Here is a 22,942-nt window from a genome sequence, read left to right as displayed (position 1 = left end):
ATGTCGGAATCGTTGATGAACATACGCGTCGACCGCAAGGCATTCGCTGGCAATACCGTACTGCATGACATCGATCTGTCGTTACAGTCAGGTGAAATCGTCAGCCTGCTGGGGCCAAGCGGTTGCGGTAAAAGCACGCTGCTCAGAATTGTCGCCGGGCTGGAGCAGGACTTTCGTGGCTCGGTGGACAACATTGAGGGAGAAGTCGCGTTTGTGTTTCAGGAACCGCGCCTGATGCCCTGGCTGACCGTCGAACAGAATATCGGCTTCAGCGACGATGCTGGCTACGACCGTAGATGGGTCGGTCAATTGATCGATGAAGTGGGCCTGTCCGGTTTCGCCGATGCTCTGCCAAAAGCGTTGTCCGGAGGCATGGCGCAACGCGTGGCCATCGCTCGCGGTCTGTACTCGCACCCTGCCGTATTGCTGCTGGATGAGCCTTTCAGCGCAGTGGACGCGTTTACCCGAATGAAGCTTCAGGACCTGCTGCTGCAACTGGCCGAGCGTCACGCTATCACCCTGTTGCTGGTGACTCACGATGTCGACGAGGCGCTGTACCTGAGCGACCGGGTATTAGTGATGGGAAGCCGCCCCGGTACGATTACCCAGCAACTGCCGGTCGGGCTGCAAACACCAAGAGATCGCCGCGATCCGCTACTGGCCAGGCTGAAGGCTCAGGCACTGACCGAGCTGCATCAGGCCCACATCATTTGACGTCGGTCGCCTCGCAGCCTTACTTGTCGGCCTTGAACTCTTTCCAGAGTCCCTGGCGCAACGCCTCGATATTAACGGGGACCTGAGACATCACGAACAAGCGGCTCAGCATGTCGGCGTCTGGATAGACAGTGGTATCCGTCCACAGGCCGGGATTGATCAGGGCGTCGGCCTTTTCGTTACCGTTGGCGTAATGCACCGTATTGGTAATGTTGGCGATCACTTCCGGGCGCAGCAGGTAGTTCATGAACGCGTAGGCACCTTTGACATCAGGGGCATCAGCCGGGATGGCGATCATGTCAAACCACATTGGCGCGCCCTCCTTTGGAACCACATAGCTGATGGTGATGTTGTTGCCCGCTTTTTGGGCCTGCTCCTGCGCCAGGGAAATATCCCCTGAGTAGCCTACTGCCACACAGATCTTGCCCGTAGCGAGATCGCCAATATAGTCGGCTGAACTGAAATTGCGCACATACGGCCGTACCTCATCCAGCAGCGCCTTGGCCTTTTTGTAGTCGTCCGGCACCTCGCTGTGCGGTGGCAGGCCGAGGTAGTTCAGAGCGATAGGGATCAGCGCCGGTGCGCTGTCCAGAAAAGCGACACCACACTGGGCGAGCTTTTTCATGTTTTCCGGCTTGAGCACCAGATCCCATGAGTCAAGCGGAGTGTCCTTGCCAAGAATGGCCTTGACCTTCGCCATGTCATAGCCAATCCCGGTGCTGCCCCACAGGTAGGGAAACCCGTGCTGGTTGCCCGGATCACTGCCCTCCAGTGCCTTGAGCAGAACCGGGTTGAGGTTTTTCCAGTTGGGGAGCTGCCGTTTGTCGAGGGTCTTGAGCAAGCCGCTTTCAATCTGTCGACCCATGAAATGAATGGACGGAAAGACCAGGTCGTACCCGGAATGGCCAGCAATCAGCTTTGTGTTCAGCGTCTCGTTGGTTTCGAAAGTCTCGTAAGAGGTCTTGAAACCGGTAGCCGCTTCAAAGTTTTTCAGAGTGTCCGGGGCGATATAATCCGTCCAGTTGTAGATATTGACCGTCTCCGCCGCATGGCTGGTCGAGGCCAGCAACATCAGTGCAGCAAGGGATTTTCTCAGCATTTTCAGCTCCTCGGGTCAATAACGATAGCTTGCCCCAGACCGGGCATGAAAACCACCTTCGTCAAGCAAGTTCAGTTCACTACGGGGCCTTCTCCGGGGTGAATGACAAATGCATGGAACGTGCCCATTGATACCTTGCGATGATGACAGCCATATAATTGATTTTTTTGTGCTGCGTCATAAAAAATTTTTCCAGAACGGTGCGGGCAGATGCTATTTTCAGTACTCGTCAGACCGCTCAGCGATCCTGCTGGAAAGCAACCCGACCGACCGATAATCCGCTGCGCTGATTATCGTCTCGTCATCATGGCTTTACCGGACGAATTCTGGCTGTCTGCCTACCCATTGGAGCAAGGGAAATGCTCGATTGATTAAGGTGGGCCATTGTCATGAACAAAGTCACATTCCCCAATGCATGCCAACTGATGCGCTGGCACTTCCATCCGGTAGGCTTTGAAGCCTCGATGGATGCTCCCGGCAGCATGATTGCACGACTTTTCGACCGCGCCAGCGGTGAGACAGTCGTCGCCATCGCCGGCCTGCCGTGTTCCACGGTGATGAATGCCGCTGATGTAGAGCGCATCATCGAGGCCATCGAGGATGAGTTGGAATTGTTCGGCACTCATACGCAGCAACAGGTCGCCGGTTTTTCCTGAGATGACAGCCTCAGCCTGTTCGGACTTTACCGCGCAAGTCTTCGAAGAAAGGCTTGTCCTGGGCAATTCTGTCTGAAGCTTTAGGCATCTGGGCATTTTCCCCGCCGCCGGTGCCTTGATCGATATACCAATAGCAATGCCGCGCCGCACGAGTAATGGCGACATAAGCCAGGCGCAAGACTTCATCCTTCTGCGCTGTATCAAAGGGCTGAAGATCGCTCGCATCACCCAGCCCTGCCAAACGGTAAACCTGATTCTTGTAAGGCGAGACGGTCAGATGCTGGCAGTCGCCCAACAAAAACACGGCATCCGCCTGCAAGCCTTTGGAACTGTGGTAAGTCAGCGTCCTGATGCGACGGCCTTGTGCGCCCATCGCCGCGTCAGCATCGATCAATGCCTGCAAACGTTCCGAGAACCGGGCTTTCTCGCTGCCTTTACGGTACAGCAGCAGAATCGAGTCACCGTCGTTGTAGTGCTCGGCTACACGCACGGCCAGTTCGTCCTCGTCACGATCCAGCACCGTGACCGGCAGCAGCTCTCGCGGCATGCCGCTGGCACGAGCCTTCTTGCCCGCAATCGCCGGAGCTGCCCGGACGACATGCTCGGCGGCATCGATAATGTGCTGATGGCTGCGGAAGTTGTCACTGAGCATGACTCTGGTGGTCGCCGGAGACGAAAACTCCCTGGCGAATTCCATGAAATACTTCGGTGAACTGCCGCGCCAGCCATAGATCGATTGCCAGTCATCGCCGACACACAGCAGTGATGAATGCTGAGCGATCCGGCCTGTATGCAGCGCGGGACCACGACGCCGGATTTCGCGAAGACTGGCGCGTATCCATGAGACGATCTGCGGCGACACATCCTGGAACTCGTCGATCATCAAATGCGACAGCGGTCTGAGCATCTGGTCGCTGACGTGTTTGAGGTTTTCCGGCGATGTTTCACCGAACAACGCAAACATCCGGTTATAGGTCATGATCGGAGGCGACTGAGCCAGCAGGTGCGTTTCGAAAGCTTTCCAGAACAGACTCAGCGCTTCGAAGAAGAAACGGTCCGGGTCGTCGCTGGCAAAGCTCATCTCGGAGACGGCATTGGGTACGTCCAGCCCGAGGTTCTCGATGAAGCTGGCGGCGGTGACAAAACAGTCCAGTAGCGGCGCAGCACCGAGTTCACCCTTGACCCGATAGTCGAATCCGGGCCCGGCAACCGCGTCGCCCGCCAATGACTGTAGTAGCTTGTTGGCAGACTGGTAGTTATCCAGCCATATCAATGGCTTACTGCAGAAAGCTTGAAACAGTGTGCGCTTTATGACCCCCTCGGCCCACACTGGCAATTTGGCACCCGGGCGCTTGAGTTGCTGGTCTTCGCTGGCGTCCAGGCCCAGCACAACCCAGGCATCCAGCTCGGCGATATAGCCGTGAAAACAAAAGGGAAAGCCATTTATTTCAACAGCTTGGCGCATAGGCTCAATGCCCTTTATAGGCCAGGCCCCTGCGCGAATCCACAAGTCTTCGACAGTGTCACACCACTCTTCATCCCGTTTCGAGGACAGCTCAGTCACCGCAACACGTTTCTGCACGTCAGGATGGTCGCGATCCAGTTCCTTGAGCTGCAAGGCATGGCGATACAGCGGCGCCATGACTTCGCGAAAACGCTCATTGCCGGCGTACAGGTCGCGGTAGCAGAGATTGAGTTGCTGACGCTGCGCGTCGTTGATCCGCAGGTCGAAAGGATTGCTGTCCGCCTCTTCCAGGCCGGATGACTGGCTGCTCAGGTTCTCGAACGCCCTGAGCTGCTCAAAACCCGGCAGGCTGCGCACCAGCGGCAGAATACGCGAATGAAAGGTGCGAACCAGGTCACGAGCCTGTTTCTGCCCCGTCACATGCCCCCACAAGGCCATCACTTCGATCAGCTTGCCGATGAAGTCCTTGCGCGACTCACGGGTGAAGGTCACGACTGTCATCGCGTTCAGTTCAAAGCCCAGGTAGTGATGCAACAGCAGAATGCGCAGCACCAGCGATGTGGATTTGCCTGCGCCCGCCCCGGCAATGACGTAGGTAGACGGCGTATCGCTGAAAATCATCTTCCACTGCGCCGTGCTGGGCTGAGCATGCGCAGGGAGCTTTTCGGCGACATCGGCCTTGATACGCTTTTTCAGTTCAGGCGTGAGCGCCAGCCGCCAGTCGTCGAACAGATGGTCGTCAACTCTGGGGCCGCGATGTCGGACAGGTCGGGTATCGTTGATGACCAGCACCTGACGCCCTGCTTCCTCACCATCCAGGTAGCCATCGGCATAACCCTCGCGCACGCCCTCTATGTGCCCATTCAGATAGCCGTCGGCATGGCCCTGGAACCACGACGGCGTGTGCTGCGAGCCCAACGCTGTAAGGCCGCGGCCCATCAGGCGCGATAACAGACGCCTGAAAAACGGCAGTTGCCGAGGCGGCATGAGATCGACATCCAGGTCATGAGGAAGCGCAGAAGGAAGGTCGTCAGGCACGCAGACTCCGGTGGATGGCTTGCAGGCAAAAAGGTCGCCTATGGTGGCCGGATTTGCGCGCAGGTTCCAGCGAAATGCTTGTCTGTCAGTGCGTTAGCCGATCAACTGCATGTTCCGTCGCAGGTGCCATCAGACTGGCATGACCGATTTTGGCACCAGCGCACCCGGGTGTTGAATCACGACACTGGCCAGACGATGACCGGCTTCGGCAGCCTGTCGCGGGTGTTCCCCCATGAGCCGGGCGGCCAGATAGGCAGCGCTGAACGAGTCCCCTGCTGCCGTGGTATCGACGACGCGCTCGACCTTTTGCGACGCAATGTCGAAACGCTCGCCGCCGGCTTCCACAAGACAACTTTGCGCGCCGCGCTTGACGACGATCTCACCGATGCCACGACCCCGATAGGCCGCCAGCAATTGCTCACTGTCTGCATAACCATAGAGCGCCTGCTCATCGTCTTCGGTGAGCAACGCCAGATCCACATGCTGCAGACATGCCTGATAGGCCTCACGGGCCTGCTCCACGCTGGCCCACAGCCGAGGCCGATAGTTATTGTCGAAGGCAACCCTGACCCCACGTTGGCGAGCACGGCCCAGCGCTTCCAGCAATCGGGCGCGGCCCTGCTCGCCAAGTACCGCCAGGGTGATACCGCTGAAATAAAGCACGTCGTAGCTGGCCAGCGCCGCGAGAATCGGCTCGGCCGCGGGCGTCATGAAACAGTCCCGTACGGCGGCTTCGTTGCGCCAGTAGAGAAAACGGCGCTCGCCATTGGCATCGGTCTGGATGCAGTAGAGCCCGGGCAAACGCCCCGGCAGGCGCTGCACCTTGCCCAGACCAATGCCCTCATCCGCCCAGATCCGGCACATTGCATCGCTGAAGCTGTCATCACCCAGCGCCGTTACGTAATCCACCTTGGCCCGCTCACCCAACAATCGGGCAAGGTAAACCGCCGTATTGAGCGTGTCACCGCCGAAGCTCTGACGCAGGCTGCCGTCGGCATGCTGCTGCAACTCGATCATGCATTCGCCGATAAGGGCGACCCGTGGAAGGCTCATGAGACGATTACTCCTGCCAATACCGGAACTAGAAATAGGTGCTGAAAGGCTCGATCACTCGCATGTCATTATCAACCAGACAACCTGAACGCCACTTGTCGAAGGTCAGACACGGGTGTGAGGTACCGAAGGAAATGATGTCGCCAACCTTCAACTCGCACCCGGGCGCGACGGTCATGAAAGCGTGCTGATCCATCACGGCAGTCACTTTGCAGGCACTGACGTCGTCGCCTGATGCAGGCTGCACGCCCGCTTTGTAACGCAGCAGCGGGTTGGGCAGCCCTGCATCGTAGGCAACGTCGCGCTTGCCCATGGCGATCACCGCAAAACCCGGCTCCGGCATGGACTGCACATGCGCCCAGACCTCCAGCGCAGGACGCAGCGCTTCGCTCAGCTCGGCACGTCGGTCCAGCACGCAGCACTGCGCATCCTTGTAGATACCGTGGTCATGCACCACATAACTGCCGGGGCGCAGCACGCTGAGGAACCGTTCGCGAACGGCCCGGGCATCGAATGCTTCAGCGATCAGGTCGTACCACGCCGAGCCGGATGCAGTGACAATCGGGCGATCCAAAGCGAATGCGCCCTTGTCCTGCAGGTCGACAGCCAGGCGCACCAGCGACGCCGCAAAAGCCTTGATGCCATCGATGGCATGGTCGCCGTGGATGACGCCTTCGTAACCCTCGATACCCGTCAACGCCAGCGCCGGCTGGGCCTGAACAGCGTCAGCCAGGGCCAGCACCTGCGCTTCGCTGCGACAGCCGCAGCGTCCACCGGGCACGCCATATTCGATCATCACGTTCAGACGCAGGCCGCGTGCCGCGAAAAACTGGCCCAGTGCAGCGACATTGTCCGGGTGATCGACCATGCAGTGAAACTCGAACATCGGGTCAGCCAGCAGATCGGCAATCACCGCCATGTTCGGCGCGCCGACCAACTGGTTGGCCATTAACACCCGCCGTACGCCATGCGCATAAGCGGCCTGGGTCTGGACCGCCGTGGCGAGGGTCATGCCCCATGCGCCCGCGTCCAGCTGTCGCCGAAACAGCGCCGGTACCATGCTGGTCTTGCCATGCGGTGCCAGTTCTGCACCGCTGTCGCTGACAAAACGTTGCATCCAGCGAATATTGTGATCCAGCGCCTGACGATGGATGACCAGTGCAGGCAGGCTGACATCAGTGACCAGGCTGTCGCCCGGCTGTGCAGTGCCCTTGTCCATGACGGCGGTGTCCATGACAGCGATGCTCATCAGTAATCTCCTGCAGTTATTCGTTTATTCGACGAGCCAGGCCATTGGCGCTGTCGATCAGCACCCGTCGATAGTCGTCGTAATGGGTCTTGGCATCGGCACGCGGCGCGACAATGCACAGGGTTGCGATGCACTGACCGTGCTCGTTTTTCACCGGCGCGGCGAAACAGTGCGTGAAGGTGTCGGCCACGCTATCGAAGGAGAAGAAACCCTCTTCGCCCGCCTTGCGGATTTCCCGCAAGAAGGTTTCCAGCGGCAGACGCTCGCCACCCGGGAGGATGAAATCGTCGGGATCAATCAGGTCGATGATCTGCTGATCGCTGAGGTGGCTGAGCAGCAGACGCCCGGAAGCGGTCCACGGGATGGGCGCGTTTTCACCGATGTCCGAGGAAATCCTGAAATGCCGCTCACCCTCTTTCATCAGCGCAACGGTGTATTTTCGGCCATTGAGCAGGCACATCTGCGCGGTTTCCCGCGTCTGGCTGACGATCTCGCCCAGGCAGACTTCCGCCTCGCGAGTGAAATCGAAGTGCCGCAAATGCGCCTGACCGAGAAAGTACAACTGGCGGCCAAGGTAGACATGCCCGTCCTTGCCGACCGTCTCCAGAATACGCCGCTCCAGCAGCGACGCCACCAGCTCGTAAACCGTCGATTTGGGGCTGCCGATTCCGCTGGCAATTTCGTTGGGACGCATGGGTCTGGCCTTTTCCTTGAGGAAATCCAGAATATCGAACGCCCGGTCCAGTCCACGTGCCCGGCGCTTGATTGTGTCTTCAGTCATGACTCATTCCTTAAGTAGAGCTGTAAGCCAGATAACCCGAGGCTTCTGGCTTGAAGCTGCTACTTGCGCCTATAAGCAATACAGTCGATTTCGACCTTGCAGTCGACCATCATGCTGGCCTGCACGCAAGCGCGCGCCGGTGCATGCTCGGGGCTGAAGTATTCACCGAACACCTTGTTGAAACTCCAGAAGTCCCGTGGGTCTTCCAGCCACACGCCGACACGCACTACGTCTTCGAGCGCATAACCGGCTTCGTCGAGGATCGCGATCAGGTTGCGCATGGTCTGGTGCGTTTGCTCGACGATACCGCCGACGATAATCTCGCCATCCTGCGCAGGCACCTGGCCGGAAACGTGCAGCCAGCCGTCGGCCTCGACTGCTCGGGCGAATGGACGTGGCTGGCCGCCCCCTGCGGTGCTGCCTGCGCCATAACGGGTAATAGTCATGAGTTTTTCCTTGTCTTGAAGCATTGGACGTCGTGAAACGTTAAAAACGGATGTTCTTGAGGAATTCGCTCAAGCGCGTCGATTTCGGTTGCTCGAACAGTGTCTTGGGTGGCCCCTGCTCCTCGATGCGCCCTTGATTCATGAATACGATCTGGTCTGAAACCTCATAGGCGAAACGCATTTCGTGAGTCACCAGCAGCATGGTCATGCCGTCCTCGGCCAGGTCCTTGATAACGCTCAGCACTTCGCCGACCAACTCCGGGTCGAGCGCAGAAGTGACTTCATCGAACAACATCAGGCTGGGATTCATGGCAATGGCGCGGGCAATTGCGACCCGCTGCTGCTGACCACCGGACAACTGGCCGGGAAAGTGATTGCGGCGCTCCAGCAGCCCGACCCGGTCCAGCCACTTTTCCGCCAGGGCAATGGCCTGATCCTTGGGCATCTTCTTGACCTTGAGCAGACCCAGGGTCACGTTCTGCAAGGCGCTGAGGTGCGGAAACAGGTTGAATTGCTGAAACGCCATGCCAGTCATTGCCCGGTGCTGTGCGATAACCCGCTCCGGATGACGGGTACGCTTGCCGTCTACGTCGCTGTAACCGATATCCTGCCCCTCAAGCCGGATATGACCGCCCTGAAACTCTTCAAGCAGATTGACGCAGCGCAGCAAGGTGGTCTTGCCCGAGCCGCTGGAACCGATCAGGGTAACAACGTTGCCTTTCTGCATACGCAGATCGACCCCCTTGAGCACTTCCACTGCGCCGTAGGACTTGTGCAGGCCTTCGATGCTGAGCAGCGCCGGGCCGGGGGTTGCGGTATGAGTCTGTGTCATGGCAATGCCACCCGTTTTTCGATTTGCCGCCCAAGAAGCTCAATGGCGTAATTGATGAGAAAGAACAGAAAACCTGCAAACAGGTAGAACTCCAGGGTCATGAACGTGCGCGCAATCACCTGCTGAGTGCTCAACAACAGTTCAGCCACACCGATGACTGAAAGCAGTGTCGAAGCCTTGACGATCTCGGTCGAGGAATTGACCCACGTCGGCAGGATCTGGCGCATGGCCTGCGGCAACAACACATAGCGCAGCGACTGATTGAAACGCAGCCCGATCGCCTTGCCAGCCTCCAGCTGGCCAGCGGGAATGGCCTGCAGGGCACCGCGCACGATTTCCGATACGTGAGAGCCGCAGAACAACGTCAGGCCTATTGCGCCAGCCTGAAACGCGCTGATCTGCCAGCCCAGCGCCGGGACCATGTAAAAGACTGCCAGCACCAGCACGAACACCGGCGTACCGCGAATCAGATCCACATAAAGCCGGATCGGCAACCGTGCGAAGAATCCGCCGTAGGTCAGCACCAGACCGGCAAGCATGCCGATCAACGTGCCCGCAGCAATCGCCAGCGCCGAGCACTGGATACTGGTCAAAAAGCCGGACCAGAGCACTTCTCTCGCGGTCCACAATTCCTGCAACCAGCCAGGGGGTTGATACATGACAGCCTCCTAGCGGCGAATCGCCAGACGTTGTTCGAGGGTGCGCAACAGCATGGCGATCACATAGCAGGCCACTACGTAGAGTGCAGTGGTCACCAGCCAGGTTTCGATCACCCGGTAGCTTTCGACGTTGATCTTGCGCGCGTAATAGGTCAACTCCGGCACCGCAATGGCGGCTGCCAGCGAGGTGTCCTTGAACAGCGAAATGAAATTGTTGGATAGCGCTGGCAACACGTTGCGCAACATCACCGGCACGATGATGTATGCCCTCACCTGCCACTCGCCCAGACCGATGGCCAACCCTGCTTCGCGCTGACCTTTGTGGATGCTCAGCAAACCGGCACGGAAGACTTCGGTCAGATAGGCACCGGCGTACAGCGACAGCGTGACAATGAACGACGCCAGCTTGTCCAGGCGAATGCCCAGCCCGGGCAAGGCGAAGTAGATCAGCAGTATCAACACCAGAATGGGCGTGTTGCGCACCACGGTGACGTAGATCGACGCGACAATTCGCAGTGCCTTGTAACGTGACAGCAGCGCAAATGCATTTGCCAACCCGATCACACAGCCGATGGCGATCGAGATCAGGGCCAGTTCCAGCCCCAGGCCCAACCCCGCCAGCAAGCTGGGAAAGTCGCGCCATACGGCATCAAAATTCAATTGATAATTCATGCTTGCCCGTACCTGGCAGGGAAAGCCCGATGGCCTGCCCTGCCCTTGAAGGTCAGAGTGGACTTATTTGTATTCCATCGGGAAACCGATTGCAGGCACAGGCAGATCGACACCAAACCATTGCTTGAACGAGGCGGCGTAAGCCGGGAACTCGACACCGGTCATGGCTTCATGCAAGGCGGTGTTGACGAAGTTCAACCAGTCCTGATCGCCACGTTTGACGGCACAAGCGTAGGTTTGCGGGCTCCAGGCAAAAGCCGGCGAGCGGTAGCGGCCAGGGTTCTGCACCATCAGGTACTTCACTGAAGACTGATCGGTGGCTGCCGTGTCGGCGCGGCCCGAGTTGATCGCCTGGTACATCAGGTCGACGCTGTCGTACTGATCGACCTTGGCTTTGGGCAGCGCCTGATGCACCAGCTCTTCGGCATATACGTTTTGCAGCACAGCAACGGTCACTCCGTCGCCCGCGGCTTTAAGGTCGTCTATTTCCTTGTATTTACTGTTGGCAGGCAGCAACAACGCTACGCCTTCGCGGTAGTACGGCAAGGTGAACGCCACCTGCTGTGCACGACTGGCGGTAACGGTGATGAACTGGCAACTGATGTCGACCTTGTCAGTCAGCAAATTGGGAATTCGCGCATCCGATGACTGCACCACAAACTCGACCTTGCTCGGGTCATTGAACAGGCCCTTGGCGATGATCCTGCCGATGTCGATATCGAAACCCTGCAACTTGCCGTCCGCTCCCTGAAAATGCCACGGGGCGTTGGTACTGCCTGTACCCACCACCAGATTGCCACGTTTCAATACTGCATCCAGCTTGCTGCCTTCGGCGGCCTGAGCCGCGTTGGCCAGCGTGAATGAGGCTGCAAGGACAAATGCACAAGCTTTCACAAAAGAAGGTCCGCGATGCATGACATAGACTCCGCCGAAGTATTTTTATTCCGCTATAGCGGACAGTAGTATGTAACAACGGAATAGACAGCAGAAAGTGTGCCATACGAGGCCTGCGAAAAACACCGCATAAAAATCTCGAGGCAAATCAAAAGGCTGGAGATGAAGGAATTGATGGCTGGGTGATATTACGACTTGAGGGCACCGCTACCTTTTGTCACAAATGAGTGGTAAGGCCCCATTCTTGTGCGCGCGCCGCGGTCGAGTACGCAGTACTGGTGCAGGCGCAACGGTCGCGCCGCAGTGAAGACAGGTGCAAAGCACCAGGAACTGCTTGCCAATGCAGGAGCATTGGCAAGAAAGTCAGTCCGGTTGAGGCATGACGAACAGCATCATTCAGAGGCAGGTAGCAATCGCAGCAGATCGCAAGGCGGCCTGGGTATCGCCCTGCGGAGCGTAGAACTCGACAGCAGTGGCAGGACCTTTGGCGTGTACGTCTGCGAAATACCTGGATTCAGTAGTGAAAACGGTGAAGCCGCCACCGGAAAGATCATGCAGGAACACATCTGACGATGTGCCAAACATCGCTTCGTTCTGCCAGGTCACCTGAATGCACTGGGCAACGGCGGCATCCTGCTTGGCACTCGACAGGACCTTGAATGGCCCTGCCGCACGTGCCGAGTTTGAAGGCGCTGCGCACCCGGCCAGAACCGTCGCCGCAATCACCGTTGCGCTCGTCAAAAACAGAAACTTCATGTCGTGCCTTCGCTGATAAAAAAGCCGATTCTAGCACTGCACGGGCCTGTTACCCCTCAGCCAATTGCTCTTCGTATTCCTTCACGTATTCACCAGCCAGGCTCTCTTTCTGCTTTTCATCAAGTAACTTGCCTGCCATCTGAAAGAACTTCTGCTCTTCTTCCTTCAAGTGGTGATGCACTTTTTCCGACAGCTTTTTCGCAGTCGCCAGCCAGGCCGGGCTGGACATCTCGGTTTCATCGAGCTCTTCCATCATCTCGTCCATTTCATGATGCTCGGAAATGGCATGGCGGCTGAGGTCCACGCCATTGTCGTGGGCCATCAGGGGTATATAGAAAAACCGTTCTTCGGCTGTCTCATGAGCTTGAAGCTCATCCTTGAGCTGTTTGTAGGCTTTCTCTCGTTCGACACTGTCGCCGCTGGTCTGGATCAGTGCGTCGGCGTAACCGCGCTGACGATCATGGCTTTCACGCAATGCTTCAAAGATATTCAAGGTCTTGTCTCCAGGTCGGCTTCCGGGAGCTGGAAGCATTGTGGACTAGACCCCTGGCGAAGATCAGCAGTTCCGAGAAATGCTGGCAAATGACTACTGCGCGCTAACCGCAGGCTCAGGCAAGCTCGAAAAGCACATCCTGAGCGCCTTCCCAAAGCGTCTTGACGCCCAGTTTGCGCAGGTTTTCCTTGCCTTGAGTAATGGTCAGAAAATGATTGCCGGCCAGTTGGCCCATCTTGCTGGCGAAACAGCACGAACCGTACGCCAGGATAATCTCGGTTTCGCTGTAACCGCCCGGATAGAACAGAATGTCGCCGACAGAAGGATGACTGGTCGCGTTCTCGAAACCGATCAACGTGTCATCCAGCTTCAATTGATAATCATCCAGTGGCACCCAGCAGCCCTCACCACTCCAGCGCACATGGATGAATTTCTGCCTATAAGGTAGCAGCTTGAGAAATGCTTCCACCGTTTGCGGCGCATCCGGATTGGCTTCGGCCAGAAACTCGTATCCGCCCGCGGTAATTTTGATGGTGGTCACTGCAAGGACTCCTTGAAGGCAACAATGCTCAGAATGGTGCGCAAGGATAAACGCGAGTCTTGTGAGGCGTCACGGAGTTCCGCTGCGCTCACAGGGAGGCAGGCAGCTGCAATCGTTAATCAAACAGAAGTCCGCGCCGGATCTGACCCGCCGAGCAGTTTGGCGAACAGCCGATTCTCATGTGTTTCGCCCTGAAACTCATAACGTGGCGAACCTTTTACTTCATAACCCTGCCGCGGATAAAACCCCAACGCGCGCGGGTTGCCAACCCAGACAGTCGCCCACATCAACGCGGCCTTTCTGGCCGTAGCGCGCTGCTCGGCGGCTTCGAGTAACAGTCGCCCTGCTCCACATCCAGTGAAGCGTTCCTGCACATAGAGGCGTTGCAACTCGGCAGCCGTCGATACGCCGAGCATCGGGTGATCGACGCACAGCGTTACCTGAGCGAAGCCGATCAGATGCCCAAGAGATTCAGCCACGATAATGAGCGTTTCCGATGCGCCAAGCAGATGCGCAAACGCCTGCGGAGAAAATGCCTCGAGGGCTTCGCGCGCAATGGACTCACGGATGCCTTGCGTTGCGTAGGTGTCGAGAAAGACCTGCATGCCCAGCGCGCTCAGGCAGATAGCGTCAGCGGGCACTGCTTCACGCAGGGCAATCGTCGATGGGAGAGGTTTGATTATCAAGCAGACAGGCCCTAGGGCAGGCAAAAAGACACGCGAATCATACCCGACACACGGCCTGACCCGGCAACAAGACCGGGGCAAGCCGTCAGCTCAATCTCAGCGACCGGTCATGAGCGATTGCAGACGAGCCTGAGCCTGCTGAGCGTTTTTGCCCTGATCGTTCAGCTCTTGCAGCAATTTGTTGAGTTCAGCCTGTACGACCGGGTCCTTGACGGTTATCGCCGAACCGGAGATATCGATTTGCGATTTGTGCGCGTCCACATAATCGGCAACCTTCAGGCCACTCGAAAACGTGCCCTTTATTTGCGGCAAGACTTCACGGAACGTGTTGGCGGGTACGCTCACAGTCCTGTCATACGCCTTGTCATAAACGACTTTCAAGTCATCGGGCTGCTTGAGTTTGGCATGTGCCGCATCGGCCTTGCCCTGCTCGATGGTCAGCTTCTCGCCGACTTCATCCAGACCTGTCTGCACGGCAGCCAGGTCTGCGCGACGTTGAATGACATCGCTTACCGAACGAAAGGATCCTTTCTGCATCAAGCCGGCGAGAGGCTGTACAGCGGTGTCCATACCCGCGCCGAAGTCGGAAATAACGGCATAGTGCGAGCTGTAGTCACCAAAGGCTTTCTTTTCATCGTCCGTCAGTTTGGGAACGTGCACACCTGGCTTGTCGATAATTCGGGTTTGCAGGAACTGAGTGAACGCAGTGCGTTGCTCGGGCTCCTTATCCCCGCAGCCGGTCAGCAACAGGGGTAAAGCAACAGCCAGCAGCAAGACTGGACGGAAAAGGGACTTCATGTCAGGAACCTCCGGGTGATGAGAATGCGCGGTCATCGGCATGGCCTGACGAACGCGAGCGTGCTTATAGTCTCGTCATCACTTCATCTAGTTCCGCAGCGGATGAATTTTGCGACGCCTCATCACCAGAACGGCGCATGGAAAACCCGCTCCCCCTCGGCTATTTGAGTCAGCAAACGCAGGTACTTCAGAGTGTCGGCGCAACAGAATCAGCACTGCAAAAAGCTCGCCTGGCAGCCTTTTCAGGAAAGTTCATTAACATTTCTTCATGAGGTGAAACGTTTCAGCGACTAGTCTTCAGCGCACCGACAAAGTGAACAACAGGAGTCAATCACTATGTTTGCACACGAGGGCCTGGGCCTGATCCTTGTCTCCATCGTCTTTCTGCTCGGAGCGATTGCGATGTTCATTCACCCTTTCCACGCGCTGGGGAGCTGGTTCAGGAGGAAGCGGCAGGAACGGAAATCCGATTAGCTATCAATAAATTCGCCACAACAAGGAGGCCCGGTGATAGCCGGGCCTTGCAGCCTCACCCTCTCCCGCCTCCCTCCCCTCGTACAGCGCGAAGCCTGTATGCATGCTCAGTAATATTGCACTAAGCGCATCTAGCGGCAGGTGCATTAACCGCGAGCTTGATACTGGCTATTTAGTATTAAATAATACTGCAGGACGTGCATTACATCCTAAAAATCCTCTAACGCAAGAAAAAATCTTCAAAAATTAATCACCAACCTGTGGCTTAATGTTTCCAGTTTGATACGCTATTGAAACTCTTTGATATTGAACTAATGGCCAGCAGCCAATAGCATTGCGCGCCAAATACCCTAACTAATTTGCCACTAGTGCTCATGGGGTAGTCATGACTAGTCAATCCATCAATGCGGCGGTTTATCTTCGAAAGTCAGCTGAAGATCACATTCCGAAGCCGACCCGCGTACTTGATTTCGGCAAATGCAGGGGCACCAGAAAAGGCCCGGTTCTTCTGATTGGTTCAGGTCAATCTGCCAGAAACTTTCCGATCCGGGACTTTTCGGACACCCCGATGATTACCATGAACGGGGCGTTCTCGATGTTTGCAGGAACGAACATCAAGCCATTGTTCTACGTGTGTACTGACCGGGACTTTCCCAACCAGCAGCCCGAGCTGTTCGCCGCGGCAATGCGCGAGAGCGAGAACGTCGGCCTGTGGGAGGACCAGTTCAACTCCGGTATTCCCAGGCCTTCCGGGCACGCCTATGCGCTGAAGAAATCACCGAGGTTGTCGACGGTTGCAGCGCTCTGTTCACGAGAAGATGCGCTGGTCAGAAAACTGTCTTTATGGAGTCATAGAAGCAGGGATATCGGCTTCAGCAAAAATCTGGAACTGGTTTTTTTCGACGCACGTACGGTCATGTATCTCGCCTTGCAATTGTCCTATCACCTTGGTTTTGATAGTGTCTTTCTCGTAGGCTTTGATATGAATCAGTCTGCAGGCCGGTTCTATGAATCGTCGACAGATATGCGCTCGCCTTGTGGACTGGACCAGCACTACGAATCAAGAATTCTCCCGTCACTGGAACTTATGTCGAAACAGGTAGTCGGGGATGATTTTCAGGTGTTCAATTTGTCCGACAGCTCGCGAGTTCCAGATGAAGTCATTCCCAGGTTGAGCATTGATGAGGCCCGGCTTAAAGTAAGCGTCGCCCGTTACAACGCCAGCCGAACGTAAACGACCTCCCGATCAGGCAACTTGACGACCCAGTCTCTTTCTTCTGCGACTTCCTTTGAAATCGCACCTGCCTCTGCCCTGCGCAAACGCCTTGAGCAATGCTACCCGACAGGCACCTGAGCGAACCGCAACGCAGACAACTCGGCAATCCGGCACTGTCCACCATGTCCCTGCCGCCCGACCTATGCGACAATGCGCGCCAATGTCTGGCATGAACCCCCACATTCATATCCCGGCAACGCGGCCATGGCAGGCTGCCGTTGCTGTAGACGTATGCCCGTTGGATCAGCTCATGCTCAGGCGGAGCAGGCTGAACAGCTCCGGTCGGGTCTAGAACCCGACACCCGCTGACACCAGCGCTCCCCAGTTATTGCCCAAGTTATTGATAGGTAAAGTAATTGATCTCCACAGCTAACATCACGATGCAGTTCGGCCCCAAACCCTTGTTCGAGAACGTCTCGGTCAAGTTTGGCGCCGGTAACCGTTACGGCCTGATTGGCGCGAACGGCTGCGGCAAATCCACCTTCATGAAAATCCTCGGTGGCGACCTTGAGCCTTCGGGCGGTCAGGTGATGCTGGAGCCGAACGTACGACTGGGTAAGCTGCGCCAGGATCAGTTCGCCTACGAAGAATTCACGGTGCTCGACACCGTGATCATGGGTCATGAAGAGCTGTGGAAGGTCAAGGCCGAGCGCGACCGCATCTACTCGCTGCCGGAAATGAGCGAAGACGACGGCATGGCCGTGGCCGAGCTGGAAACCGAGTTTGCGGAAATGGACGGCTACACTGCCGAGTCCCGTGCCGGCGAACTGCTGCTGGGCCTGGGTATCGGCATCGAGCAGCACAACGGCCCGATGAGCGAAGTGTCGCCCGGCTGGAAGCTGCGCGTTCTGCTGGCGCAGGCACTGTTCTCCGATCCGGAAGTGCTGCTGCTCGACGAACCAACCAACCACCTGGACATCAACACCATTCGCTGGCTGGAAAACATCCTCACCCAGCGTAACAGCCTGATGATCATCATCTCCCACGACCGTCACTTCCTGAACAGCGTGTGCACGCACATGGCCGATCTGGATTACGGCGAGTTGCGCCTGTTCCCGGGCAACTATGACGAGTACATGACCGTGGCGACCCAGTCCCGCGAGCAGTTGCTGTCCGACAACGCCAAGAAGAAAGCGCAGATCTCCGAGCTGCAATCGTTCGTCAGCCGCTTTTCGGCCAACGCATCGAAAGCCAAGCAGGCCACGTCCCGAGCCAAGGCGATCGACAAGATCCAGCTGGCCGAGGTCAAGCCGTCCAGCCGTGTCAGCCCGTTCATTCGTTTCGAACAGACCAAAAAGCTGCACCGTCAGGCAGTCATTGTCGATCGCATGGCCAAAGGCTTCGACGGCAAGACACTGTTCAAGGACTTCAGCTTCCAGGTCGAAGCCGGCGAACGTGTTGCAATCATCGGTCCGAACGGCATCGGCAAGACCACCCTGCTGCGCACCCTGGTCAACGAGTTGCAACCGGATGCAGGCACGGTCAAGTGGACCGAAGCAGCGGAAATCGGTTACTACGCTCAGGACCACGCTCACGATTTCGAAGACGAATCTACCCTCTTCGACTGGATGGGCCAGTGGACGCAAGGCGGCGAGCAAATGGTACGTGGCACTCTGGGCCGCATGCTGTTCTCCAATGACGAGATCCTCAAGTCGGTCAAAGTGATTTCCGGTGGTGAACAGGGCCGCATGCTGTTCGGCAAGCTGATCCTGCAAAAACCGAACGTGCTGGTGATGGACGAACCGACCAACCACTTGGATATGGAATCCATCGAAGCGCTGAACCTTGCGCTGGAAAACTACCCGGGCACCCTGATTTTCGTCAGCCACGACCGCGAGTTCGTGTCCTCGCTGGCAACCCGCATCATCGAACTCAGCCCAAGCGGCGTAATCGACTTCAGCGGTACCTACGACGACTACCTGCGCAGCCAGGGCGTTTCGTTCTAAGCCTGTCAGGCTGCTACAGCAAAAAGCCCTGTCTTGTGACAGGGCTTTTTATTTTCAAAACCGCTACTGGCCCGGCTGGCTGAGCATTTCAATCCACAGCGCACCCTTGCCCGAGGGCGCTTCGCTGACCCGCTGCAAGGCACCGTTCGCCGCAATGGCGTAACTGCCGACCTTGTCGCTTTTCTCACCGCTCACCAGCAACCAGCGCCCATTGGGTGACACTGCGATGTTGCGTGGCTGTTTTTCCTGCACCGGATAGTTTTCGACAAACGTCACCTTGCCACTGGCAGGCTCGACCTTGAACACCGACACGCTGCTGGTAGTGCGCTCGCTGATAAACAGCAACCTGCCATTCGGCGCGAGGCGAATGTCTGCCGCCCAGATACGCGGGGTGGGGTCATCCTTGAGATCATTGTTGCGCGCATCGCGGGCCTGCCCCGGCGCCAGGTTCAAGCGTTTCGGGATACCGTCCGCCGTGCTTGTCTGCTTCAACGCACCGGTTTTCTGGTTGATCGCGAACGCAGTGACGGTGCCACTCATTTCGCCGACCACGTACAGAAATTTGCCATCGGACGAAAATGCCAAGTGGCGTGGGCCGGTATTCTCGGTAACAGCAACATAGCCCTCGCCAATGGGCACAAGCTTGCCGTCCTTTGGCTCCAGCCGGTATTGCAGAACACGATCAACACCAAGATTACCGGCGTATGCAAAACGGTTGCTCGGGTCGGTGCGCACCGAATGCGCATGCATGCCGGTCTTGTAGGTCTGGATACTGTCGCTTGGGCGGTGTTGCGCATCGATGGGCTGGACGCTGAGCAAATCGGCACCATACGACGCGCCGAACAGGAAGCGCCCGCTGCGATCGGTAGACAGGTAGGCCAGGCTCTCGGCCAATGGTGCCTGGCTCAGCGGCTTGAGATGCCCTGTTGCAGGCTCGATGCTGAAACTCAGCACTTGATAAGGCTTGGAACGCAGCGCCGCAAATAACGCTTTGCCGTCCGGTGAGATGGCCATCGGATTGACCTGATCTCCGGCTTTTGTCTGCTCGACCAGGCTGAGCGCGCCGCTCTGCTCATCCAGACGGTATTGAGATATCAGGCCGTCGGTGGGACTGGATATGTAAGCAAACGTGGCTGCCTGGGCAGGCAGGCCAAACGAACAACCGACTGCAGCGGCCAGCAACAGAATATTTCTCATGGCAAACCTTTTTATTATTGTGGTGTGATCAGTCATCCTATGACCATATCTGCAGAACAGCAACTGCCTGATAACCCGCCCATATAAAACCGTTAGCCTGCTTTCTTTTAGTCACAGTGCACGCCATGATGAGGCACTCCCACCGCCTGCCAGCGAAGAGCCCAATGCCTGCCGCACACTCCGGTTCCATGACGATTACCCTGCAAATCGTTTCCATCGTTTTCTACACATTCATCGCCTTCCTGTGCATCGGTCTGCCTATTGCGGTGCTACCCGGCTATGTTCACGACCAGTTGGGTTTCAGCCCGTTGATTGCCGGCCTGACCATTGCCTCGCAATACCTGGCAACGCTGCTGAGTCGACCTTTTGCCGGCCGGGCGACCGACACGCTGGGCAGCAAGCGCTCTATCGTGTTCGGACTGTGGGGCATCGTCATCAGTGGCAGCATGACGTTACTGGCAACGCTGCTTCAGGAGTTTGCCACGCTGAGCCTGTCGATTCTGATCGTTGCGCGACTGTTTCTCGGCGTTTCCCAAGGGCTTATCGGGGTTGGCACCATCAGTTGGTGCATCGGCAAGCTCGGATCTGAACACACGGCCCGATCAATTTCGTGGAACGGCATCGCGTCCTATGGTGCGATAGCCATTGGTGCACCGCTGGGCGTGGTAGTCATAGATACTGTGGGTTTCAACAGCCTGGGGGTCGCCTTGATGGTGATGGCCGGGATGGCGCTGTGGCTGATCCGCAACAAGCCATCGGTGCCGGTCGTAGCCGGTGAGCGCCTGCCCTATTGGTCAGTGTTCGGCCGTATCGCGCCTTATGGTCTGGGACTGACGCTGTCCTCTATCGGCTACGGCACGCTGACCACGTTCATCACCCTGTTTTATCTGAGCCGTGGCTGGGAAGGCGCGGCTTATTGCCTGAGCATGTTTGGCGTGTGCTTTATCCTCGCCCGCCTGCTGTTCATCGGCGCCATCAACCGGCTCGGCGGCTATAACGCGGCCATCGTCTGTATGGCAGTAGAGATCTGCGGGCTGTTGATGCTCTGGCTGTCACCGAGCAGCGGCATTGCTCTGGCAGGGGCCGGGCTGACCGGTGTGGGGCTGTCGCTGATCTACCCGGCGCTGGGCGTGGAAGCGATCAAAAGCGTGCCTACCCCCAGTCGAGGCGCAGGTCTGAGTGCCTACGCAGTGTTCTTCGATCTGGCCCTGGCAATTGCCGGCCCTGTAATGGGGGCTATCGCCTTGGGTCAGGGCTATGACTGGATCTTTTTTTACGCGGCGTTGCTGTCGGTGTGCGCGCTGGCGCTGACAATCTGGTTATCACGCCGCACCGCCGACCAAACATATCCGGCATGAACACTACCTTTAGTGCATAAGTTTTTTGCTTGTAATTCCAATAGTTGGTAGCAAGTGTTTAAATCCCGCCACCGGTCGGTCAACTTCTTGACGCATCGGCCAGCGACCTCTTGACTTCGTACTGCGGGCCTTGAAAACAGGCCTGCAAAGCGACCGTCGCCAGCCTTGGTGCGACGTCACTGAGCGTGGCAGTCTGGCGCCTTGATCCGTTTCGATTGCCTCCCTGCTGCCTGCCTGGCCGGGAGAGCTGTCATGAAAATTCGTTGTATTCATCTGTACCACACCCGTAATGTCCTGCCGGTCATGATGTTGGCCATTATCCCGTCCTGTGCAGAGGGAGCCTGCGCACTTGGGGCCTCGGCATCGCCCGGCGTTCAAATCTGCGACAGTGGCATCAGCGGTTCATTTATCGGCCTTAGCGGCGATCACATTCTGATATTTCCAACAGGCGGAACAGGCACGGTCTCCGGCGATATCAGCTACGGGGCAGGAGTCGACAACGTTGATATGCAGTCAGGCCGTATTCTGGGCAACGTCACCCAAGGTGCCGGGGTCGACTCATTCACGTTGTCGGCGGGCGAGATCAGCGGCAGCCTGAACCAGGGCGACGATCCCGACAACTTTTTCATGAGCGGCGGTACGCTGGGCTCGCTGGCTCAGGGCGACGGGCGAGATACCTTCCTGATGAGCGGAGGCACCATCATTCGCGCGTTCGAGGACGGCGACGTCGCGGTGATGACCGGCGGCAGCATTGGCCGCGTCGACATGAAGCTGGACAACAATGTGTTCGAAATGTCCAGCGGCACAATCATCAACAACCTGGTAACCGGCTTTGGCAGGGATAGGATCACCCTCTCGGGCGGCTCCGTGGGCGGCAATGTCAGCGTCAGCGGAGGCGACGACCAGATCACCCTCAGCGGTGGCGATATACGCGGTGAAGTTCGCGCCAGCGCCGGTAATGACAGTTTCAACTGGCTGAACAGCGGCTACGCCCGCAGCAGTGTGTTGATGGCCGAAGGCGATGATACGGCGCGACTGTACAACCTGAGCGAATATTACCTGAGCGCCAATCCGTTGCTTGACGGCGGCCCTGGCAATGACGTGCTGACTTTCGACAACACTGTATCGTCGCAGCCGGGTCGCTATGCCAACTGGGAGACGGTCAACGTGAGTAACGGCTCGCAGCTGAATCTGGCCGGTAAGCTGGTCATTGGTGACGGCGTGAGTAACACCGGCGTTCTGAACATTGACTCCACCAGTACGCTGATCTCGAACTCGGGCAGCATTGCGCCCTTCCACGCCGCATCCCTCGCTTCATTAGAGAATGCCGGAACGCTGGACGTGAGCGATGCAGGCCGCGCGCTCACTGGCACATTGACGGTGAACGGCAATTACACCGGCCACAACGGGCGGCTGCTGTTGCTCTCGGCACTGGGCGATGATGCATCCCCCAGCGACCGACTGGTGGTGGCACAGGGTCGTATCAGTGGTTCTACGCGCATGATCGTCAGCAATGCGGGTGGGCTGGGCGCCCTGACCCTTGGCAACGGCATTGAAGTGGTACAAGCCATCAACGGTGCAACCAGCGATAGCGGCGCCTTTTCGTTGCAAAATCCGCTGTCTGCAGGCGCTTATCAGTATTACCTGTTCAAGGGCGGCGCCACTGCCGGCTCTGAGAACAGCTGGTTCCTGCGCTCTGCAGTGATTGCGCCGCCAACGCCAGCGCCGCCCCCTGTCGAGCCCCTCCCCGAACCTGCACAGCCAACTCCCCAGCCGACACCTGAGCCGATTCCTGAACCTGTTCCCGAGCCGACACCAACACCGCAACCTGTGCCCGCCCCGCCCCCAAACCCTGAGCC

Annotated in this window: 21 protein-coding genes and 1 pseudogene; 6 read left to right on the top strand and 16 right to left on the bottom strand. The window is 57.5% G+C overall.

Annotation, left to right across the window (positions count from 1 at the left end):
* The gene (locus tag RYB09_RS19155) at positions 1 to 714 is read left to right on the top strand and encodes an ABC transporter ATP-binding protein (protein ID WP_058401509.1); all 714 of its coding nucleotides are present in this window, start codon (positions 1 to 3) and stop codon (positions 712 to 714) included.
* Positions 715 to 733: 19 nt separating this feature from the next.
* Here RYB09_RS19155 and RYB09_RS19150 read toward each other — a convergent pair whose 3' ends face one another.
* The gene (locus RYB09_RS19150) at positions 734 to 1,813 is read right to left on the bottom strand and encodes a polyamine ABC transporter substrate-binding protein (protein ID WP_058401508.1); all 1,080 of its coding nucleotides are present in this window, start codon (positions 1,811 to 1,813) and stop codon (positions 734 to 736) included.
* Between the two features lie 389 nt (positions 1,814 to 2,202).
* On the opposite strand from RYB09_RS19150, the gene RYB09_RS19145 reads away from it, so the two are divergent.
* Entirely contained in the window at positions 2,203 to 2,469 is a 267-nt protein-coding gene (locus tag RYB09_RS19145; RefSeq protein ID WP_002553708.1) for a DUF1652 domain-containing protein, read from the top strand.
* A gap of 10 nt (positions 2,470 to 2,479) precedes the next feature.
* On the opposite strand, the gene RYB09_RS19140 is transcribed toward RYB09_RS19145, so the two are convergent.
* From RYB09_RS19140 to RYB09_RS19075, 14 genes are all read right to left on the bottom strand, one after another.
* Positions 2,480 to 4,972 carry a UvrD-helicase domain-containing protein gene (locus RYB09_RS19140; protein ID WP_193601057.1) on the bottom strand — a complete coding sequence of 831 codons (2,493 nt, stop codon included), beginning with the start codon at positions 4,970 to 4,972 and terminating at the stop codon, positions 2,480 to 2,482.
* 129 nt (positions 4,973 to 5,101) lie between these two features.
* Entirely contained in the window at positions 5,102 to 6,025 is a 924-nt protein-coding gene (locus RYB09_RS19135) for a sugar kinase (RefSeq protein ID WP_058401506.1), read from the bottom strand.
* A gap of 28 nt (positions 6,026 to 6,053) precedes the next feature.
* On the bottom strand, positions 6,054 to 7,259 hold the full coding sequence (locus RYB09_RS19130) for an amino acid deaminase (RefSeq protein ID WP_080396316.1): 1,206 nt from the start codon (positions 7,257 to 7,259) through the stop codon (positions 6,054 to 6,056).
* 31 nt (positions 7,260 to 7,290) lie between these two features.
* Entirely contained in the window at positions 7,291 to 8,055 is a 765-nt protein-coding gene (locus RYB09_RS19125; protein ID WP_004658792.1) for an IclR family transcriptional regulator, read from the bottom strand.
* A 59-nt stretch (positions 8,056 to 8,114) separates the two neighbouring features.
* Positions 8,115 to 8,501 carry a RidA family protein gene (locus tag RYB09_RS19120; protein WP_002553703.1) on the bottom strand — a complete coding sequence of 129 codons (387 nt, stop codon included), beginning with the start codon at positions 8,499 to 8,501 and terminating at the stop codon, positions 8,115 to 8,117.
* Between the two features lie 40 nt (positions 8,502 to 8,541).
* On the bottom strand, positions 8,542 to 9,333 hold the full coding sequence (locus RYB09_RS19115) for an amino acid ABC transporter ATP-binding protein (RefSeq protein WP_002553702.1): 792 nt from the start codon (positions 9,331 to 9,333) through the stop codon (positions 8,542 to 8,544).
* A complete protein-coding gene (locus RYB09_RS19110; protein ID WP_004665521.1) occupies positions 9,330 to 9,992 on the bottom strand; it encodes an amino acid ABC transporter permease in 663 nt (220 codons plus the stop codon). Before RYB09_RS19110 ends, RYB09_RS19115 begins: the two co-directional genes overlap by 4 nt.
* Before the next feature lie 9 nt (positions 9,993 to 10,001).
* On the bottom strand, positions 10,002 to 10,664 hold the full coding sequence (locus RYB09_RS19105) for an amino acid ABC transporter permease (RefSeq protein ID WP_002553700.1): 663 nt from the start codon (positions 10,662 to 10,664) through the stop codon (positions 10,002 to 10,004).
* 63 nt (positions 10,665 to 10,727) lie between these two features.
* The gene (locus RYB09_RS19100; protein ID WP_002553699.1) at positions 10,728 to 11,579 is read right to left on the bottom strand and encodes a transporter substrate-binding domain-containing protein; all 852 of its coding nucleotides are present in this window, start codon (positions 11,577 to 11,579) and stop codon (positions 10,728 to 10,730) included.
* Between the two features lie 375 nt (positions 11,580 to 11,954).
* Positions 11,955 to 12,314 carry a hypothetical protein gene (locus RYB09_RS19095; protein WP_005743630.1) on the bottom strand — a complete coding sequence of 120 codons (360 nt, stop codon included), beginning with the start codon at positions 12,312 to 12,314 and terminating at the stop codon, positions 11,955 to 11,957.
* Between the two features lie 49 nt (positions 12,315 to 12,363).
* On the bottom strand, positions 12,364 to 12,807 hold the full coding sequence (locus tag RYB09_RS19090; RefSeq protein WP_005743629.1) for a hemerythrin domain-containing protein: 444 nt from the start codon (positions 12,805 to 12,807) through the stop codon (positions 12,364 to 12,366).
* A 115-nt stretch (positions 12,808 to 12,922) separates the two neighbouring features.
* A complete protein-coding gene (locus tag RYB09_RS19085; protein WP_122259859.1) occupies positions 12,923 to 13,348 on the bottom strand; it encodes a DUF3830 family protein in 426 nt (141 codons plus the stop codon).
* Positions 13,349 to 13,467: 119 nt separating this feature from the next.
* Complete coding sequence (locus RYB09_RS19080) at positions 13,468 to 14,031, bottom strand: GNAT family N-acetyltransferase (protein WP_058401571.1); 564 nt, start codon at positions 14,029 to 14,031, stop codon at positions 13,468 to 13,470.
* 99 nt (positions 14,032 to 14,130) lie between these two features.
* Positions 14,131 to 14,832: a DUF3053 domain-containing protein gene (locus RYB09_RS19075; RefSeq protein ID WP_058401502.1), complete on the bottom strand. Its 702-nt coding sequence runs from the start codon at positions 14,830 to 14,832 to the stop codon at positions 14,131 to 14,133.
* 859 nt (positions 14,833 to 15,691) lie between these two features.
* Here RYB09_RS19075 and RYB09_RS19070 point away from each other — a divergent pair.
* Together RYB09_RS19070 and RYB09_RS19065 are read left to right on the top strand one after the other, a co-directional pair.
* Positions 15,692 to 16,540, top strand: coding sequence for a lipopolysaccharide biosynthesis protein (locus RYB09_RS19070; RefSeq protein WP_316889765.1), 849 nt, complete (start codon positions 15,692 to 15,694; stop codon positions 16,538 to 16,540).
* A gap of 398 nt (positions 16,541 to 16,938) precedes the next feature.
* On the top strand, positions 16,939 to 18,528 hold the full coding sequence (locus RYB09_RS19065; RefSeq protein ID WP_002553692.1) for an ABC-F family ATPase: 1,590 nt from the start codon (positions 16,939 to 16,941) through the stop codon (positions 18,526 to 18,528).
* Positions 18,529 to 18,591: 63 nt separating this feature from the next.
* On the opposite strand, the gene RYB09_RS19060 is transcribed toward RYB09_RS19065, so the two are convergent.
* Positions 18,592 to 19,725, bottom strand: coding sequence for a lactonase family protein (locus RYB09_RS19060; protein ID WP_058401500.1), 1,134 nt, complete (start codon positions 19,723 to 19,725; stop codon positions 18,592 to 18,594).
* Between the two features lie 164 nt (positions 19,726 to 19,889).
* On the opposite strand from RYB09_RS19060, the gene RYB09_RS19055 reads away from it, so the two are divergent.
* Positions 19,890 to 21,083, top strand: a complete 1,194-nt coding sequence (locus RYB09_RS19055; protein ID WP_193601056.1) for an MFS transporter — start codon at positions 19,890 to 19,892, stop codon at positions 21,081 to 21,083.
* Positions 21,084 to 21,335: 252 nt separating this feature from the next.
* Positions 21,336 to 22,942: pseudogene (locus RYB09_RS19050) on the top strand (autotransporter outer membrane beta-barrel domain-containing protein); the annotation flags it as partial.

The sequence above is a fragment of the Pseudomonas syringae group sp. J254-4 genome, assembly GCF_032586855.1.
GTDB lineage: Bacteria > Pseudomonadota > Gammaproteobacteria > Pseudomonadales > Pseudomonadaceae > Aquipseudomonas > Aquipseudomonas amygdali.
This window is presented reverse-complemented; position numbering and strand designations above follow the sequence as displayed.

Excerpts from the sequence above, each read along its gene's own strand:
- RYB09_RS19155 (WP_058401509.1), top strand. The coding sequence starts at position 1 with ATGTCGGAATCGTTGATGAACATACGCGTCGACCGCAAGGCATTCGCT.
- RYB09_RS19110 (WP_004665521.1), bottom strand. The coding sequence starts at position 9,992 with ATGTATCAACCCCCTGGCTGGTTGCAGGAATTGTGGACCGCGAGAGAA.
- RYB09_RS19105 (WP_002553700.1), bottom strand. The coding sequence starts at position 10,664 with ATGAATTATCAATTGAATTTTGATGCCGTATGGCGCGACTTTCCCAGC.
- RYB09_RS19150 (WP_058401508.1), bottom strand. The coding sequence starts at position 1,813 with ATGCTGAGAAAATCCCTTGCTGCACTGATGTTGCTGGCCTCGACCAGC.
- RYB09_RS19115 (WP_002553702.1), bottom strand. The coding sequence starts at position 9,333 with ATGACACAGACTCATACCGCAACCCCCGGCCCGGCGCTGCTCAGCATC.
- RYB09_RS19125 (WP_004658792.1), bottom strand. The coding sequence starts at position 8,055 with ATGACTGAAGACACAATCAAGCGCCGGGCACGTGGACTGGACCGGGCG.
- RYB09_RS19120 (WP_002553703.1), bottom strand. The coding sequence starts at position 8,501 with ATGACTATTACCCGTTATGGCGCAGGCAGCACCGCAGGGGGCGGCCAG.
- RYB09_RS19100 (WP_002553699.1), bottom strand. The coding sequence starts at position 11,579 with ATGCATCGCGGACCTTCTTTTGTGAAAGCTTGTGCATTTGTCCTTGCA.
- RYB09_RS19055 (WP_193601056.1), top strand. The coding sequence starts at position 19,890 with ATGCCTGCCGCACACTCCGGTTCCATGACGATTACCCTGCAAATCGTT.
- RYB09_RS19135 (WP_058401506.1), bottom strand. The coding sequence starts at position 6,025 with ATGAGCCTTCCACGGGTCGCCCTTATCGGCGAATGCATGATCGAGTTG.
- RYB09_RS19070 (WP_316889765.1), top strand. The coding sequence starts at position 15,692 with ATGACTAGTCAATCCATCAATGCGGCGGTTTATCTTCGAAAGTCAGCT.
- RYB09_RS19060 (WP_058401500.1), bottom strand. The coding sequence starts at position 19,725 with ATGAGAAATATTCTGTTGCTGGCCGCTGCAGTCGGTTGTTCGTTTGGC.
- RYB09_RS19145 (WP_002553708.1), top strand. The coding sequence starts at position 2,203 with ATGAACAAAGTCACATTCCCCAATGCATGCCAACTGATGCGCTGGCAC.
- RYB09_RS19075 (WP_058401502.1), bottom strand. The coding sequence starts at position 14,832 with ATGAAGTCCCTTTTCCGTCCAGTCTTGCTGCTGGCTGTTGCTTTACCC.
- RYB09_RS19095 (WP_005743630.1), bottom strand. The coding sequence starts at position 12,314 with ATGAAGTTTCTGTTTTTGACGAGCGCAACGGTGATTGCGGCGACGGTT.
- RYB09_RS19130 (WP_080396316.1), bottom strand. The coding sequence starts at position 7,259 with ATGGACACCGCCGTCATGGACAAGGGCACTGCACAGCCGGGCGACAGC.